Origin of the sequence: Streptomyces sp. NPDC015661, assembly GCF_043077765.1 — a bacterium.
GTDB lineage: Bacteria > Actinomycetota > Actinomycetes > Streptomycetales > Streptomycetaceae > Streptomyces.
In genome coordinates, this window is record NZ_JBIBST010000021.1 from 81296 (window position 1) to 96617 (window position 15322).

A 15322-nucleotide genomic window follows, 5' to 3' on the forward strand; every position below is an offset into this window, starting at 1 on the left:
CACGCTACGGAGACTTGCGGACAGCTTCGGTCCTAAAGCCGGATCTGATCCGGATCGGATCCGGATCAGAAGGAGAGCCGGCTCCGGATCAGAACGGGGAACCGGCTCCGGATCAGAACGGGAACCGGCTCCGGCCGTGCTGGATCGAGATCCACTTCTGGGTGGTGAAGGACTCCACCATCGCCTCGCCGTTGAGCCGCCCCACGCCCGAGTGCTTCTCGCCGCCGAAGGGCACGATCGGCTCGTCGTGCACGGTGCCGTCGTTGATGTGGATCATGCCGGTGTGGATGCGCTTGGCGACCCGGACGCCCCGCTCGACGTCCCCGGTGTGGACGGCGCCGCTGAGCCCGTACGGGGTGTCGTTGGCGATCCGTACGGCCTCCTCCTCGCCGTCGAAGGGGACGATCAGCGCGACCGGGCCGAAGATCTCCTGGCTCAGGACCGGGGCGTCGGCGGAGATGCCGGTGAGGACGGACGGGGAGACGAGGTTGCCCTCGACCGTGCCGTGCAGCAGCGCCGTCGCGCCGGCCGCCACCGTCTGGTCGACGACCGCGGAGACGGCCTCCGCCTGCTGGGAGTTGATGAGGGGACCGATGTGGGTGGCGGGGTCGGCGGGGTCGCCGACGCGCAGGGTCTTCACCTTCGCCACGAACTTCTCGGTGAACTCCTCCTCCAGGGTGCGGTCCACGAGGATGCGGTTGGCGGCCATGCAGACCTGGCCCTGGTGCACGAAGCGACTGAAGACGGCCGCGTCCACCGCGTAGTCGACGTCGGCGTCGTCGAGGACGATCAGGGCACTGTTGCCGCCGAGTTCGAGGACGGCGTGCTTGAAGTTCTGCGCGCAGACCGTGGCGACGTGACGGCCGACCTTGTCGGAGCCGGTGAAGGAGATGACCTTCGGGACCGGGTGGGTCAGGAGCGCGTCGCCGATCTCGGCGATGTCGGTGACGACGACGTTCAGCAGGCCGGCCGGCAGACCGGCCTCCTCCAGGACCTTCGCGACCAGCGTGCCGCCGCAGATCGGGGTGTTCTGGTGCGGCTTGAGGACGACGGCGTTGCCGAGCGCGAGCGCGGGCGCGACCGACTTGATCGAGAGGAGGAAGGGGAAGTTGAAGGGGGAGATGACGCCGACGACGCCGACCGGCACGCGGTAGACGCGGTTCTCCTTGCCGTCGACCGGGGAGGGCAGGATGCGGCCCTCGGGGCGCAGCGCCAGCTGGATCGCCTCGCGCAGGAACTCCTTGGCGAGGTGCAGCTCGAAGGCCGCCTTGAGACGGGTGCCGCCGAGCTCGGCGACGATCGTCTCGGCGATCTCCTCCTCGCGGTCCTCGATGATCCGCAGCGCGCGCTCGAAGACGAGTCGGCGCGTGTACGGGTTGGTCTCGGCCCATGAGGCCTGGGCGCGCTCGGCGGCACGGTAGGCGCGGTCGACCTCGTCGGCGGTGGCGACGGTGATCGACGCCAGCTTCTCCCCGGTGTACGGGTTGAAGTCGATGATGTCCCACGAACCGCTGCCGGGCTTCCACTCTCCGTCGATGTACTGGTGGGCCAGGTCGGTGAAGTGCGACATGGTTGAGACCCCTCTACCCGCTACCTGCAGTGCGACTGATGTGGCGTCATCGTACTGATGTATCAGGAGAGTTGAAGGAGGCCTCGGAGAAGGTCCCGGCTTTCGGCCGGATCCGGACCGTCCTTCTGGAGCTTCTCCATCACCCGCTGGTACTGGGCGACTTCCTCGCGCTTGTCGAGGTAGAGGGCGCTGGTGAGCTGTTCGAGGTAGACGATGTCGGAGAGGTCGGACTCGGGGAAGCTCAGCATCGTGAAGGCGCCGCTCTCGCCGGCATGGCCGCCGAAGCTGAAGGGCATGACCTGGAGCGTGACGCCCGGGTGTTCGGAGATCTCGATGAGATGCCTCAACTGCCCCTGCATGACGGACCGGTCGCCGTAGGGGCGGCGCAGCGCGGCCTCGTCGAGGACGGCGTGGAACTGCGGGGCGCGCTCGGAGACGAGGATCTTCTGGCGCTCCAGGCGGAGGGCGACGCGGCGGTCGATCTCGGCGCGCGGGGCGTCGGGCATGCCCCGGGTGACGACGGCCTGGGCGTACGCCTCGGTCTGCAACAGGCCGTGGACGAACTGCACTTCGTAGACGCGGATGAGGGAGGCGGCGCCTTCCAGGCCGATGTAGGTCTGGAACCAGCCGGGCAGGACGTCGCCGAAGCTGTGCCACCAGCCGGCGACATTGGCCTCGCGGGCGAGTCCGAGGAGCGCGCCGCGCTCGGTCTCGTCCCCGACCCCGTAGAGGGTGAGCAGATCCTCGACGTCCCTGGCCTTGAAGCTCACCCGTCCCAACTCCATACGGCTGATCTTGGATTCGGACGCACGGATCGAATAACCGGCAGCCTCACGGGTGATCCCGCGCGACTCGCGCAGCCGCCTCAGCTGGGAGCCCAGCAGGATGCGCCGCACCACGCTCCCGCTCGCTCCGCTCGATTCGCCTGCGGTCACGGCTCTTCGCCTCCCCTTTACGGTGTCGAGCCCCCGTCGAGCCCCGGATTCTGCCATCAAACGCTTCAGCGCGTACACATTCGATTACGGAAAGGCGGCGAGTTCCGGGCATCCACGCGCACATCACGGGCACAGTGCGTGCGGATCGGGGGAACTTCCCCTCATCGTGTGGACGACTTATGCACAGATTCGGCACGTGGGCGGACAGGTCCGGCGCGTGCACGTGCATCTGCCCTTGCATCCAGTGGGCGCATTCGGAACCATGGGTCCCGCGCAGCCGCGTACTCGTTCGTGTTGTCGTGTTGTCGCACCACAGTCGCGATTCCCGGGAGTGCCTCGCATGGGGACGAATGGATCGACCGTGCTCGAGCCGTTACGGCAGGGCCTTCCGCCGATCGATCCCGGCGCCGTCTCCACCTCCGCCTCCTGCGCCCTGCCCGCCCGGTACGAAGCCGTGCGCGGGGCCCGCAAGTTCACCAGCGCCACGCTCGACCGCTGGGAACTGACGGAGCGCTTCGACGACGTGGCCCTGGTCGTCTCCGAGCTCGTCACCAACGCGCTGCGTCACGCGGTGCCCGCCGACGCCCCGCAGGAGGACGGCCAGAACCCGCCGGTCCGGCTGCACCTGATGCGCTGGGCCTCGCGCCTGGTGTGTGCCGTGCGCGACCCCAGCCGGGAGAGCCCGGAGGCGCGCGGCGGCGAGGAGGACTTCGCCGCCGAGTCGGGGCGCGGTCTGTTCCTGGTGGACTCCTTCAGCGACAGCTGGGGCTGGCACCCGCTGGCCGGGACGCTCCAGGGCAAGGTGGTGTGGGCGCTGTTCCGGATCGGACCGGAGTAGCGCGACGGACGGAGGAAGGGCCCCGACGGAAACCGTCGGGGCCCTTCTCGCGTCTCACCCACCGTCACACCAGGTGGTCGAACTCCCCGTCCTTGACGCCCAGCAGGAGAGCCTCGATCTCCGCGGGCGTGTAGACGAGCGCCGGCCCGTCGGGGTGGCGCGAGTTCCGTACGGCGACATTGCCCCCGGGCAGCTTCGCGAACTCCACGCAGGACCCCTGGGAGTTGCTGTGCCGGCTCTTCTGCCACACGACTCCTCGCAGCTCCGTGGCTGCCATGCCGTTGTACGCGTGATGCGCATGATGCACTGGTAGCTCCCCGAGTTGCTTGGTGCAGGTGTCAACTTCCTCGGATCATAGCTGTGTTCATATGCCGATGCATGAGCAGATGCACGTGCACAAGGGGTGGCGTAGCGACTACGCGACAGAGCGTGCCACCGGTGGGCACGCGTCCGCCTGACAGGCCATCAGTGGAGGTCAGGCGTCCAGGAAGGCGTCGAAGGCCGAGGCGAGCCCCTTCCAGGAGTCACGACCCGCCGCGTACTCGGCGTCGGTGAGCAGGCAGGAGCCGAGCAGCTCGGCCAGGCCGTCACGGTCCAGGCCGGGCGAGGTGAAGACCAGGTGCTGGCAGCGGTCGCCGTGCTCCGGGTGCCAGTCGAGGGCCGCCGCCGCCCTCCGTACCGGCGGAAGCGCCTCCCAGGCCGCGTCGGGCAGCGAGGCCAGCCAGGGCCCCGCGCTCTCGACGCAGAGCGCACCCCCGGCGGCGTCCCAGGCGAGCAGGGTGTCGGGCCGGTCGGCCAGGTAGAAGCGGCCGCGGCTGCGGGCCGCGGCGCAGGTCAGACCCTCCAGGGCCGCGTACAGCCGGCCGGGATGGAAGGGCCGGTGGTGACGCCAGACGTAGGTGGCGACCCCGTGTTCGTCCGCCTCCTGCGGCAGCAGCGCGCAGGCCGGGTGCTGGGCGGCGGCCGCGGCCTCCACGTCGAAGCCGGCGAGGACCGCCCGCGCGAGGGCCGCCCCGTCCCCGACGGGGACGCGCAGGGCGGTGGGGTGGAGCTGGGCGAGCAGCGCCCGGTCCTCGGCGTCGGCCTCCGGGGACTCGGCGACGGCGAGCACGGGCGCGTACTCCAGCTGGCGCGCCCAGGTGTCGGCGATCGTGCGCCGGTCGGTGGCGGCCGCGGCGAGGCCGGCGTCGGCGAGGTCGTCGCCGTTGCCCAGGTACGGCAGGAGGAGCGCCGGGTCGACGGCCGTCACGACGGCGCCGATCCGGAAGCCGGCGGCCGCCACGACCTCGGCCATCGCCTTGGGCTCGACGGAGTCCCAGAGCTCGACGACGGCGAGCCGGGTCAGCCCGGCGGCGCGGAGCCGTTCGAGCTCGGGCACGAGGTCCTCGCGCAGGGCGCAACAGGCGCAGTCGTCGACGAGCGGGGTCTCGCCGGCGGAGAGGAGTCCGGTGGCGTCGCGGACGGTACGGGCGACGGTCCCGGTCTCCGGGGCCGTCGCGAGGTCGTGGTGGAGCGCCACGCTGCCGGGGACGACGGCCAGGAGCCGGTCCACGGCAGCGCGGCGGGCGTCGGAGTGCAGGCCTCCGACGAGGGCGACGGAGAGCATCAGGGCGCCTCGCGCCGTCCGTAGCGCTTCTCGAAGCGCTCGACGCGGCCGGCGGTGTCGAGCACGCGCGCGGTGCCGGTGTAGAAGGGGTGGCTCGCCGAGGAGACCTCGACGTCGACGACGGGGTAGGTGCGGCCGTCCTCCCACTCCACGGTCCGCTCGCTCGTGAGCGTGGACCGGGTGAGGAAGGCGAAGCCGCCGGCCTTGTCGCGGAAGACGACGGGCTCGTACGTGGGGTGGATGCCGGGCTTCATGGGGTGGTTCAGCGCTCCTCTCGGAAGTCGACGTGCCGGCCGGCGACCGGGTCGAACTTGCGCAGGGTGAGCCGGTCGGGGTCGTTGCGGCGGTTCTTGCGGGTGACGTAGGTGAATCCGGTTCCGGCGGTGGAGCGGAGCTTGACGACCGGGCGGAGTTCGTTGCGTGCCATGGTGTGTAGAGTAAATGAAAATGAATCCCATTGCCAACAACTCTGTGGAGAGGTAGGTCACCCTTGTCCGCCCACTGCCAGCTGACCGGAGCACGCCCCGGATTCGGCAACCGGATCTCGCACTCCCACCGGCGCACCTCGCGCCGCTTCGACCCCAACGTCCAGAGCAAGCGGTACTGGCTGCCGAGCGAGCGCCGGTACGTACGGCTGACGCTCAGCGCCCGGGCGATCAGGACCGTCCACACCATCGGCGTCGAGGCCGCCGTGGCCCGCATCCGCGCGCGCGGAGGGAAGGTCTGATGGCCAAGCGCAGCAAGATCGCCCGCAACGAACGACGGAAGGCGGTCGTGGCGCGGTACGCCGAGCGGCGGGCCGAGCTGAAGGAGATCGTCCGGCGCCCCGCCACCCCGGCGGCGGAGCGCGAGGCGGCGGTACGCGAACTGGCCCGCCAGCCCCGGGACGCGAGCGCGACCCGCCTCCGGAACCGGGACGCGGTGGACGGCCGCCCCCGCGGCCACCTGCGGAAGTTCGGCCTGTCCCGGGTACGCGTACGGCAGCAGGCCCACGCGGGGTTCCTGCCGGGGGTGCGGAAGGCGTCCTGGTAGCGGGCGGACACGGGGGCCTGGCGGGGGTGCGGGAGGCGCCCTGGAGACAGGCGGACGGGGGGTTCCTGCCCGGGGGTGGTGGACGCGGGGCCTGGCGGGGGTGCGGGAGGCGCCCTGGAGACAGGCGGACGGGGGGTTCCTGCCCGGGGGTGGTGGACGCGGGGCCTGGCGGGGGTGCGGGAGGCGCCCTGCCGCAGGCGCACTCGGAGGTGCTGCCCGGAGGCGCGGAAGCGTCCTGGTGGTAGGCGCACGCGGGGGTTCCTGACCGGAGGCGCGGAAGCGTCCTGGTACCAGGACGCCCTCGTCAGCCCGGGAGCTGGGCGAGGCGCTCGCCCGCGCGGTCGTAGAGCGTGGCCACGGACTCCCCGTCCCCCGGACGGGTGCGCGCGAACCAGACGCCCCAGCCGGGGCGGCCCGGCAGTTCGAGCAGGGTGGCGAGGACCGTGCGGCCCCCGGCACCGGAGAGCTCGACGCGGCCCGCCGCCCGCGTCCCGTAGTACAGGCCGGAGTGGAACGTCCCCGCCGGGCTGCCCTCGCTCTGGTGGCTGATCCCGGGCTGCGAGCGGTCGATGTTGCCGTCGACCGCGCTGCGGACGTTCTCGTAGCCGTCCGGGCCCGCCCAGTGCTTCCCCTCCGCCGTCAGCCAGACCTTCCATCCCCCGCCCGCGTCCACGCGCTCACCCGGGGCCACGAACCGGACCGGAGGCGGGGTCCGGGTCGGGCGGACGGCCGGCGCCGAGGTCCGGACGGCGGTCGGCGGGGCGGCGACGAACGCCGGGGCCGGCGGGGACTGCCGTACGGGAAGCAGGGCGGCGCCCGCCGCCACGGCCGCCGCCACTCCGAGCACCGCGAACGCCGACAGGCCCGCCGTCCGGCGCCGCCGCCAGGCCCGGCCCGCACGCCGGACGGCGGCCAGCGGCACCGGGCTCGGAGTGACATCGAGGGCCACGCGCGCGAAGACGCCCCGAACCTCGGACTCACCGGGCTCGGACGGGGGGGACGGGGGACGGCCGGGGTCCGGCAGGGGCGTGGGATTCATCGTCGGGCTCCGGACGGGACGGGGACAGGGGTGACCGAGAGGGTGGTGGCGATCCGGGGGTGCTCGCGCAGGGCCGCCAGACCGCGGCGGGCATGGGACTTGACCGTGCCGAGCGAGCAGCCCAGCACGCTCGCGATCTGCGGCTCGGTCAGGTCCTCCCAGTAGCGGAGCACCATCACGGCACGCTGGCGGGCGGTGAGGTCCGCGAGGGCGGCGAAGAGCCCGGCGCGTTCCTCGACCGCCTCCTCGTGGCCCGCCGCGGTGTGGCGGAGCGACTCCGGCAGCACCGGTGTCAGGAGGTGCACGACCCGCTTCCGCCGGATCCGGCTCAGGTTGTTGTTGACGAGCGCGCGGCGCACGTAGAGGTCGATCTCGGCGCGGGGAACCCGCCGCCAGCGCCCGTAGACCTTGGCCAGCGTCGTCTGCACCAGGTCCTCGGCCTCGTGGAAGTCCCCGGTCAGGAGCTGGGCCGTGCGCACCAGCCGGGGCCAGGCGGCGACGGCGAACTCGGCGAAGCCGTCGTCGTCCTCCTCGGTGGCGGAGGTGGCTGACTCGTGCGGCACGCTGTCGGACCTCGCGATCTGTCAGGGGGAAGTGGGGCTGGTGGGGCCCGGGTCGGGCCCCACCACGGTGACGCACGCCGGGTCAGTACTCCATGGCCGGAAGCTCGGCGAGGAGCTTGCCCGCCCGGTCGTACAGCGCCACGCCCAGGCCGCTGCTCTTGGGCCCCGCTCCCGTCCGGGCGTACCAGACGCCCCAGTCGGGGTGGCCCGGGAGCGCGAGGAGCGTGGCGACGGTCCTGTGGCCCTCGGCGTCGGTGAGTTCGACGCGGCCCGCCTTCCGCGTCCCGTAGAAGAGGCCGGAGTGGAACGTCCCCGCCTCGCTGCCCTCGCTCTGGTGGCTGACGCCGGGCTGCGAGCGGTCGATGTTGCCGTCGACGACGCTGCGGAAGTTCTCGTAACCGTCCGGGCCCGCCCAGTGCTTGCCGTCCTCCGTCAGCCACACCGTGTACCCGAGCCCGGCGTCCACGCGCTCGCCGGAGCGGACGGTACGGATCCGGGTGGGGGCGGCGGCAGGGACCGTGACCGACTTCGGGAGGGGGGCGGTGGACGGTGCAGGGGCGGTGGCCGGCCGGGGAAGGGGTGCGGTGGACGGCTTCGCGACGGTCTCCGTGGACGCGCCCACGGCCGACGGCGCCGCGATCACGGCCGCGGCCACGACACCGGCCGCCGCCACCAGGTACTTCTTCATCCGGTTGCTCCTGGGATCTCCTGGGGCCGCGACCGTTCGCGGCCCTCCTCCCTTTCAACTCCCGTACATCCGCCGCCGGATGACACGCCGGCGAAATCAGTGGCCGCGCCTCGACTCCGTCAGGGCCGTCGTCAGCTCCTCCAGGGTCTCCAGGAGCAGGACGGCGCCCTTGTCGAGCAGGAAGTGGTCCGGGGGGTCGGCGGACCAGGCGGTGACCGTCTCGCGCAGGTCGTCCCAGTGCGGCTCCCTGCGCTCCCGTACCTGCTTCGCGCCCCGCTCCGTCGACCGGTGCAGGGACTCCGCGAGCGTCGCGGCGGCCGGTACGGGCGGGGCGCCGCGCTCCGGCAGGTGCGCCTCCAGGAGCATCGCCACCCGGCCGAACTCCGCGAGCGCGTGCTCGGCCTGCTCCACCGCCGCGTGCGAGAGGCCCCGGTGCCGGACCGGTTCGTGGCTCGCCCGGGCCACCGCCTCCTGCCAGGCGACGCGGGCGGCACGGGTCTTCAGGAGCGCTTCCCGTACGTCGGGGCTGGCCGGCCCGGCCGGGTCGGCGTAACGCGCGGCGACGACGGCCGCGTACGCGCCGACCGACGCCAGCCAGTCCGCGAGCCGGCCGCGCAGCCGGGGCGTCTCCCAGGCCGGGTAGACGGCGTACGACAGCATCGCGAGGACCCCGCCGAGGAGGGTCAGCAGGACCCTCTCCCGTACGGTCTGGGTCAGGCCCGCTCCGGCCATGCCGAGCAGGAAGACGACGTACGCCGAGACGAAGACCTGGCCCGCCGCGTACCCCGTCCGCATCAGCAGGTACATCCCGAACGCGCAGAACACCGCGAGCGCGGCGGACAGATACATGCCCGGGTGCGCCGACTGCACCACCGCCGTCGCCAGGGCCACGCCGACGAGGGTGCCGCCGAAGCGGGCCACCGAGCGCGCGTACGTCTGCGAGAAGTCCGGGCGCATCACCATGACCGACGCCATCGGGGCCCAGTAGCCGTGCCCGAAGGGAAGCCAGGTCCCCAGCAGGTAGCCGACGGCCGTGACCGCCGAGACCCGGACCGCGTGCCGCAGGACCGGGGAGTCGGGGCGCAGTTCGGCGCGGACCTTCGCGAGGACGAGGGGGGCGAGGCCGAGCAGGGTCGGGCGGGCACGGGCCCCCTGGGCGTAGGGCTCCGACGTCTCCGTGCGCGGCTCCGCCGTCTCGACGACGTCGCCGAGCAGCGCCGCCAGGCGGAGCCCCGCCCGGCGGGACGGGCCCCTGAGGATCGCGCCGGTGTCCGGGGTGCGGAGGACGGAGAGCGCGGGCGGAGGCAGGGTGACCGGTTCGCCGTGCCGGATCGCGTGCGCGGCGGCGTCCAGGACCTCGGCGGCCGCGCCCAGCAGCTCCCGCACCCGGGCCCGCTCCGGCCCCTCCTCCGGCACCCCGACCGCCGGGTCCGCGAGCGAGGCCAGGACCGGACGGATCCGCTCCGCGACACCCCGCGCCCCGTGCAGCTCCGCCGGGCGGGTACGGGCCTGGCGGGGCGTCACCGCGGCGGCGTTGCGGGCCGTCATGAGCGGTACGGGGTCGAACGGGGCGACCGGGTCGTGACGGAGCCGGCGGGCGTAGTCCGCCTCCGCGGCGAGCGCGTCCCCGAGGGCGTCGCGCTGCGCGCCCCAGCGGCGGACCGGGAGCAGGACCACCAGGGCCGCCTGCACGACACCGCCCGCGAAGATCACGGCGGCGTGGCCGGCGGCGGTCGCCACGGAGGTCGGGAGGGTCACCGTCACCAGCATGATCGCCACGTTGGAGGAGGCGATGATGCCGGCGGTCGGGCCCGCGGCCCAGGCCAGCCCGGAGAGGAACGTCCAGAGGACGAGCAGGGCCAGGAAGAGGACGGTGTGGGCGCCGGTGACATAGCCGAGGAAGGTGGACACGGCGAGGCTGGCGCCGGAGGCGAGGGCGAGGGTGGGGCGGGGGCGCCAGGAACGCTGGAAGGTCGCGATGGCCGCCTGGAAGGCGCCGAAGGCGGAGGAGGCGGCGACGGCGGGGCCGAAGAGGGCGAGCGAGAACCCGACGACCAGGGCGAGGCCGAGGGCGCCGCGGGCTGCGACGGCGGGTTCGAGCCGTCGCCGCTCTACGGTGAGCCCGGAGCGGGCGGTCTCCTTCAGCGCCCGGAGCCAGCTCATGCGGAGAGCGTATCCGCGAACCTCCCCGAACCAGACATTTCCCCCGCGCCTCGGGGGGCGGCCCGCACCCTCACCGGGCCCGGTTGTGGGCAGGCGTTCCGCAAGGGGCGGAACGGGTGGACACAACCCACGACGGCGCCGCACACGGGGTACAGGCTCGGGCGCGGAAGCCTAGGCCCGGCTGGGGGGCCGTCCCGGGCGTGGAGGGTGGTGGGTTACGGCAAGTGGGGGCGGTTCGGGTGGAGGCCTGCCTGGTCGGCGGCCGACGCGCCGTGCGTCCAGCCCGCCTCGTCCCAGGCCGCCCGGACCCGTGTCGTGCGGGTCTCCGGGAAGAGCTCGTCCGTGCGGGCGGTGACCGCCACCTCGCGCGAGGCCAGGGCCGGCAGCAGCGTCGGGGCCTCGGCCGCCACCCGGCGGGACGTCGCCGCGAGCCGGGCGCCGAGCCGGTTCGCGTACGCGAGGAGGAAGGACTGCCGGAACGACTTCGTGCGCTTGCGCCCGCCCGCCCGCTGCTCCGCCTCCGCCCGCGTCATCGCCGCCGTCCCCTGCACCAGCAGCGAGGTGTACAGCAGCTCCACCGGATCCAGGTCCGCCTCGAAGCCGACGACCGTCGAGAAGCCGTACGCCTCGTTCCACACCGCCCGGCAGTGGTTCGCCGTCGCCACCGCGTCGAGCAGGATCGCCTTGGCCTGCTCGTACGGCGGCTCCACCCCGATCCGGATCGCGCCCGGCGTCTCCGGCGACGGCGCGCCCGCCGCGAGCGTCGCCTCGTCCAGGCTGTGCCGGGCCATCAGCTCCTGGGCCTTGGCCGTCAGCGCCTCCGCCTCCTCCGGGTACCCGGTCGCCTCCGCCTTCGCGAGCAGCGCCCTGATCCGGGTCAGCATCCGGGGCTCGCCCGCCACCGCCGGCGGCAGGGCCTCCCCCGGCACCGGGCCGACCGCGTCCAGGCGCGGCAGCCGGACCAGCAGCCGGTACAGCTCCAGGACGGTCGTCGCCCGCGAGAAGCGGTCCGTCGGGCGCCCCTCCGCCGTGTCCAGTTCGTCGAGCTGCGCCTGCCAGCGGTGCGGGAGCCGCTCGTAGGCCGCCGTCTCCGCCCTGATCAGCCCCGCCAGGAGCCGTACGTGCTCGTCGGACAGCTCGCGCCGCGCCATCCGCGCCAGGTCCGCCGGCTGCCAGCCCCGCGCCCACAGCGTGCGCACGAACTCCTCGCCCCGCCGTGCCAGTTCGGCATCCGCGCCCGGGGCGGCCGCCAGCAGCGAGGCCGCCATGTCGAGGGAGCCGTCGTCGCTCGCGTACAGCGCCTCGAAGGCCTTGTCGATGGTGGTGCTCACGCCGTATCCCTCGCGTCCCCTTGGCTGTCCGTCCGGTCTCGATGGTCTCAGCCGTCACACCCCCCGGGGTCACAGGGCGGTACGGGAGGGGTAGGGCCAGGCCTACCCCCGGGACGCCCAGTGGTGGTCGTGATCGGGACGCGCGGAAACGGTTGGCTCGGACCATGACCTCGAAAGCCGCCGTACGACTCCGCCGACTGACCCGGCACCACCGCGACGTCCGCGCCCTCGACGGCGTCGACCTCGACTTCGCCGCAGGGACCTTCACCGCCGTCATGGGGCCGTCCGGCTCCGGCAAGTCCACGCTCCTCCAGTGCGCCGCCGGACTCGACCGGCCCACCTCCGGGACCGTGGAGGTCGACGGCACGGCACTGGAGGGGCTGAGCGAGCGGCGCCTCACGCTGCTGCGGCGGGACCGGATCGGTTTCGTCTTCCAGTCCTTCAACCTGCTGCCCTCCCTGACCGCCGCGCAGAACGTGGCCCTGCCGCTGCGGCTGGCCGGCCGCCGCCCGTCCCGTACGGAGGTACGGGAGGCACTCGCGCGCGTGGGGCTCGCCGGCCGGGAACGGCACCGGCCCGGCGAGCTGTCCGGCGGCCAGCAGCAACGGGTCGCGATCGCCCGGGCGTTGATCACCCGGCCCGCCGTCCTCTTCGGCGACGAACCGACCGGCGCGCTCGACTCGACGACGAGCCGGGAGGTGCTCGACATGCTGCGCGAGCTGGTCGACCGCGACGGCCAGACGATCGTCATGGTCACCCACGACCCGGTGGCGGCGTCCCGCGCGGACCGGGTGGTCTTCCTGGTCGACGGCCGGGTCACGGCCGAACTGACGGACCCGACGGTGGAGACGGTCGCGGCGCGGATGACGGCGCTGGAGACGGGCGGACGCGCCGCAGAGGGCCTCGCCGCCGTCCGTACCGGGGCCGGTGGCGGTGCCGGTGGCGGTGCCGCTGGCGGTGGCGGTGGCGGTGCCGGTGGCGGTGCCGCTGGCGGTGGCGGTGGCGGTCTTGGTGACGGTGCCGGTGCCGGTGCCGCTGGCGGTGGCGGTGGCGGTCTTGGTGCCGGTGGCGCTGGCGGTGCCGGTGCCGCTGGCGGTGGCGGTGGCGGTCTTGGTGCCGGTGGCGGTGGCGGTGGCGGTCTTGGTGCCGGTGGCGGTGGCGGTGGCGGTCTTGGTGCCGGTGCCGGTGGCGGTCTTGGTGCCGGTGCCGGTGCCGGTGTCCCGGTCGGGGGGGCCTCGTGCTGACCGTCGTCCTCTCCGGGCTCCGGGACCGCTGGGCCTCCTTCCTCGGCGGCTTCGTCGCGCTCGCGCTCGGCGTCGGGCTGCTCGCCACCATGGGGCTCGGCCTCTCCGCGACCTTTCACGCGCCCGAGCGTTCTCCCCAGCGGTTCGCCTCCTCGCCCGTCGTCGTCCAGGGCCAGGACCGGCTGACGCTCGACGTGCGGCGCGGGCCCGACACCGTACCCCTGGAGCAGCGGCTCGACCGTCCACAGCCTGTGGACGAAGAACTGCTCCGCGAACTCCGCGCCCGCTGGACCGTCACCACCTCCGGCGGCCCCGACGCCGTCGGCGTCGACGCGCCCGCCGCCGAGGTCCGGGCGCTCGTCGGCGACCGCGCCCGGGTCCTCACCGGGGGCGAGCGCGCCCAGGCCGACCCCGACCCCGAGCGGGACGCCCGCGCCCTCGTCGGCCTCAACGCCCTCCTCGGCACCTCCGGCGGCGTCACCGCCTTCGTCTCCGTCTTCGTCGTCGCCTCCACCTTCGCCTTCACCGTCGCACTGCGCCGGCGCGAGTTCGGGCTGCTCCGGACCGCCGGGGCCACCCCCGGCCAGATCCGGCGGCTCCTGCTCGCCGAGGCGGCGGCGCTCGGCGTGCTCGCCTCCGCCGCCGGCTGCGCGCTCGGCGCCCTCGGCGCTCCCCTCCTCGCCCGGACCCTCGTCGACGGCGGCCTCGCGCCCCCGTGGTTCACGATCGGCGGGCCGTCCTGGCCCTGTCACGCGGCCTTCTGGACGGGGGTGACGGTCGCCCTCGCCGGGGCCGTCGCCGCGTCCCGGCGGGCCGGGAAGGTCGGTCCGACGGCGGCCCTGCGGGAGGCGGACGTCGACACCGACGTCCTGCCCCTCGGCCGGGCCGTCCTCGGCACGGGCCTGCTCGTGACCGGGCTCGGGCTCCTCGTCTGGACCTGCGTCACCGAGCCGTCCGCGCTGCTCAAGCGCAAGACGTACACGACCCTGCCGATACTCCTGATCACCGGCGTCGCGCTGCTCTCCCCGCTCCTCGTCCGGCCGGCGGCCCGGTTGCTCCGGGCGCGCGGGGCGGTGGGGACGCTCGTACGGGAGAACAGCGCGGCCGCCGTCCGCCGTACCGCCGCCGTCGCCGCGCCCGTCCTCGTGACCGTGGCGCTCGCCGGGACGCTGTTCGGCTCGGCGACGAGCGTCACGCGCGCGAAGGAGGTCGAGGCGCGGGAGCAGACGGCCGCGGAGTACGTGGCGAGCGGCGCGGACCTGCGGCCGGTGACGGCTCCGCCCGGGGCCGTGGTGTCCGCCACCGGGGCGACGTCCGTCTTCGTACGGGACGGGGCCGAGGCCGTCGTGAAGTACGGGGCGCGGGCGGTCGCCGACCCGGCGGCCTTCGCCGAGCTGGCCCGGCTGCCGGTGACCGCCGGGGACCTGCGGGACCTGGACGACCGGTCGATCGTCGTCAGCGAGGAGTTCGAGCGGCACCGGGTCGGCGAGACGGTGGAGGTGTGGCGGGCGGACGGCAGCGGTCCGGTACGGCTCCGGGTCGTGGCCGTCCTCGCGCTCGGAACCGGCGACAACGGGCCGTACGTCACCCGGGCGAACGCGCCGGGCGCCGCGCTCGACCGGATCGACGCGCGCGGGGGCGGGGCGGGGACGGTGCGCGCACTCGATGCGAGCGGGGGAACGGTCCGGTCCGCTCCCGAGCGTCAGGCGGTGGGGAACCCCCAGAGCCGCCTGGGCATGGTCCTGGTCCTGGGCATCGCCCTGGTCTACACGACGATCGGGCTCGCCAACACCCTGCTGATGGCGACGTCGGTACGAGGCCGGGAACTGGCCTCGCTACGGCTCGCCGGGGCGACCCGGACCCAGATCCTGCGGGTCGTGACCGGCGAGGCGACGCTGGCCGTCGCGATCGGGGCGCTGCTCGGGCTCCTGGTGACCGCGGTCGTCCTGGGCGCCCTGGGAGCGGGCCTGGCGGCCCTCTCGGCCCCCGTGGCGCTGGTGCTGCCGTGGGCGCAGGTCGGCGCGGCGGCGGGAGTGTGCGTGGTGGTCGCGGTCGCCGCGTCGGGGGTTCCCGCGTGGCGGCTCACGCGCTGAGCGGCGATGGTGGGACGACGGGGCGGTGACCGGGGTCGGAGCCGGGTCACCGCCCCGTCCGGTGCGCCGAGCGAGCCGCGGAGTGGTGGGGGGCCCCCCCCCCGGGGGCCGCCCCCCCCCCGGCCCCCCCCCCCGGGGGGGCCCCCCCCCCGGGGGGGCCCCCCCCCCGGGGGGGCCCCCCCCCCCCCCCCCCCAGCGCCCCCCCCCCCCCCCCCCGGGG

Annotated in this window: 15 protein-coding genes and 1 pseudogene; 5 read left to right on the plus strand and 11 right to left on the minus strand. The window is 74.3% G+C overall.

Annotation, left to right across the window (positions count from 1 at the left end; genetic code table 11):
* Positions 1-112: 112 nt before the first annotated feature.
* Both ACF07V_RS37275 and ACF07V_RS37280 read right to left on the minus strand, forming a co-directional pair.
* Complete coding sequence (locus ACF07V_RS37275; RefSeq protein WP_392160372.1) at positions 113-1570, minus strand: aldehyde dehydrogenase family protein; 1458 nt, start codon at positions 1568-1570, stop codon at positions 113-115.
* 62 nt (positions 1571-1632) lie between these two features.
* The gene (locus ACF07V_RS37280; protein WP_392160374.1) at positions 1633-2505 is read right to left on the minus strand and encodes a helix-turn-helix domain-containing protein; all 873 of its coding nucleotides are present in this window, start codon (positions 2503-2505) and stop codon (positions 1633-1635) included.
* A gap of 340 nt (positions 2506-2845) precedes the next feature.
* Here ACF07V_RS37280 and ACF07V_RS37285 point away from each other — a divergent pair, with 340 nt between their 5' ends.
* Positions 2846-3343 carry an ATP-binding protein gene (locus tag ACF07V_RS37285; RefSeq protein WP_369144947.1) on the plus strand — a complete coding sequence of 166 codons (498 nt, stop codon included), beginning with the start codon at positions 2846-2848 and terminating at the stop codon, positions 3341-3343.
* Positions 3344-3407: 64 nt separating this feature from the next.
* On the opposite strand, the gene ACF07V_RS37290 is transcribed toward ACF07V_RS37285, so the two are convergent.
* The 4 genes from ACF07V_RS37290 to rpmG all read right to left on the minus strand — a co-directional run bounded on the left by ACF07V_RS37290 (position 3408) and on the right by rpmG (position 5376).
* The gene (locus ACF07V_RS37290) at positions 3408-3620 is read right to left on the minus strand and encodes a DUF397 domain-containing protein (RefSeq protein ID WP_030219358.1); all 213 of its coding nucleotides are present in this window, start codon (positions 3618-3620) and stop codon (positions 3408-3410) included.
* Between the two features lie 198 nt (positions 3621-3818).
* On the minus strand, positions 3819-4949 hold the full coding sequence (locus tag ACF07V_RS37295) for a CobW family GTP-binding protein (RefSeq protein WP_392160376.1): 1131 nt from the start codon (positions 4947-4949) through the stop codon (positions 3819-3821).
* Complete coding sequence (locus tag ACF07V_RS37300; protein WP_392160378.1) at positions 4949-5203, minus strand: type B 50S ribosomal protein L31; 255 nt, start codon at positions 5201-5203, stop codon at positions 4949-4951. Before ACF07V_RS37300 ends, ACF07V_RS37295 begins: the two co-directional genes overlap by 1 nt.
* Before the next feature lie 8 nt (positions 5204-5211).
* The gene (gene rpmG, locus ACF07V_RS37305; protein WP_225801770.1) at positions 5212-5376 is read right to left on the minus strand and encodes a 50S ribosomal protein L33; all 165 of its coding nucleotides are present in this window, start codon (positions 5374-5376) and stop codon (positions 5212-5214) included.
* Positions 5377-5439: 63 nt separating this feature from the next.
* Between rpmG and rpmB the strand changes: the two genes are divergently transcribed.
* Both rpmB and rpsN read left to right on the plus strand, forming a co-directional pair.
* Positions 5440-5676 (plus strand): 50S ribosomal protein L28, encoded by a 237-nt coding sequence (rpmB, locus tag ACF07V_RS37310; protein ID WP_392160380.1) that lies wholly within the window; start codon positions 5440-5442, stop codon positions 5674-5676.
* Entirely contained in the window at positions 5676-5981 is a 306-nt protein-coding gene (gene rpsN, locus ACF07V_RS37315; RefSeq protein WP_392160382.1) for a 30S ribosomal protein S14, read from the plus strand. The genes rpmB and rpsN overlap by 1 nt, the downstream gene beginning before the upstream one ends.
* Before the next feature lie 304 nt (positions 5982-6285).
* Here the strand turns inward: rpsN and ACF07V_RS37320 are convergent, their stop codons facing one another.
* The 5 genes from ACF07V_RS37320 to ACF07V_RS37340 all read right to left on the minus strand — a co-directional run bounded on the left by ACF07V_RS37320 (position 6286) and on the right by ACF07V_RS37340 (position 11765).
* Positions 6286-7020 carry a hypothetical protein gene (locus ACF07V_RS37320; protein WP_392160384.1) on the minus strand — a complete coding sequence of 245 codons (735 nt, stop codon included), beginning with the start codon at positions 7018-7020 and terminating at the stop codon, positions 6286-6288.
* Entirely contained in the window at positions 7017-7583 is a 567-nt protein-coding gene (locus ACF07V_RS37325; RefSeq protein ID WP_392160386.1) for a SigE family RNA polymerase sigma factor, read from the minus strand. The genes ACF07V_RS37320 and ACF07V_RS37325 overlap by 4 nt, the downstream gene beginning before the upstream one ends.
* Positions 7584-7665: 82 nt before the next feature.
* Positions 7666-8271 (minus strand): hypothetical protein, encoded by a 606-nt coding sequence (locus ACF07V_RS37330; protein WP_392160388.1) that lies wholly within the window; start codon positions 8269-8271, stop codon positions 7666-7668.
* A gap of 96 nt (positions 8272-8367) precedes the next feature.
* Positions 8368-10434: an FUSC family protein gene (locus tag ACF07V_RS37335; RefSeq protein ID WP_392160390.1), complete on the minus strand. Its 2067-nt coding sequence runs from the start codon at positions 10432-10434 to the stop codon at positions 8368-8370.
* Between the two features lie 215 nt (positions 10435-10649).
* Positions 10650-11765 (minus strand): DUF2786 domain-containing protein, encoded by a 1116-nt coding sequence (locus ACF07V_RS37340; protein ID WP_392160392.1) that lies wholly within the window; start codon positions 11763-11765, stop codon positions 10650-10652.
* Positions 11766-11929: 164 nt separating this feature from the next.
* Here ACF07V_RS37340 and ACF07V_RS37345 point away from each other — a divergent pair.
* Positions 11930-12646 (plus strand): annotated as a pseudogene (locus ACF07V_RS37345) (ABC transporter ATP-binding protein); the annotation flags it as partial.
* A gap of 356 nt (positions 12647-13002) precedes the next feature.
* The gene (locus ACF07V_RS37350) at positions 13003-15102 is read left to right on the plus strand and encodes an FtsX-like permease family protein (RefSeq protein WP_392160394.1); all 2100 of its coding nucleotides are present in this window, start codon (positions 13003-13005) and stop codon (positions 15100-15102) included.
* Positions 15103-15322 lie beyond the last annotated feature (220 nt).

Bases quoted from the DNA above. Each gene is read 5' to 3' on its own strand.
- ACF07V_RS37275 (WP_392160372.1), bottom strand. From the start codon at position 1,570: ATGTCGCACTTCACCGACCTGGCCCACCAGTACATCGACGGAGAGTGG.
- ACF07V_RS37285 (WP_369144947.1), top strand. From the start codon at position 2,846: ATGGGGACGAATGGATCGACCGTGCTCGAGCCGTTACGGCAGGGCCTT.
- ACF07V_RS37290 (WP_030219358.1), bottom strand. From the start codon at position 3,620: ATGGCAGCCACGGAGCTGCGAGGAGTCGTGTGGCAGAAGAGCCGGCAC.
- ACF07V_RS37295 (WP_392160376.1), bottom strand. From the start codon at position 4,949: ATGCTCTCCGTCGCCCTCGTCGGAGGCCTGCACTCCGACGCCCGCCGC.
- ACF07V_RS37300 (WP_392160378.1), bottom strand. From the start codon at position 5,203: ATGAAGCCCGGCATCCACCCCACGTACGAGCCCGTCGTCTTCCGCGAC.
- rpmG (WP_225801770.1), bottom strand. From the start codon at position 5,376: ATGGCACGCAACGAACTCCGCCCGGTCGTCAAGCTCCGCTCCACCGCC.
- rpsN (WP_392160382.1), top strand. From the start codon at position 5,676: ATGGCCAAGCGCAGCAAGATCGCCCGCAACGAACGACGGAAGGCGGTC.
- ACF07V_RS37320 (WP_392160384.1), bottom strand. From the start codon at position 7,020: ATGAATCCCACGCCCCTGCCGGACCCCGGCCGTCCCCCGTCCCCCCCG.
- ACF07V_RS37330 (WP_392160388.1), bottom strand. From the start codon at position 8,271: ATGAAGAAGTACCTGGTGGCGGCGGCCGGTGTCGTGGCCGCGGCCGTG.
- ACF07V_RS37335 (WP_392160390.1), bottom strand. From the start codon at position 10,434: ATGAGCTGGCTCCGGGCGCTGAAGGAGACCGCCCGCTCCGGGCTCACC.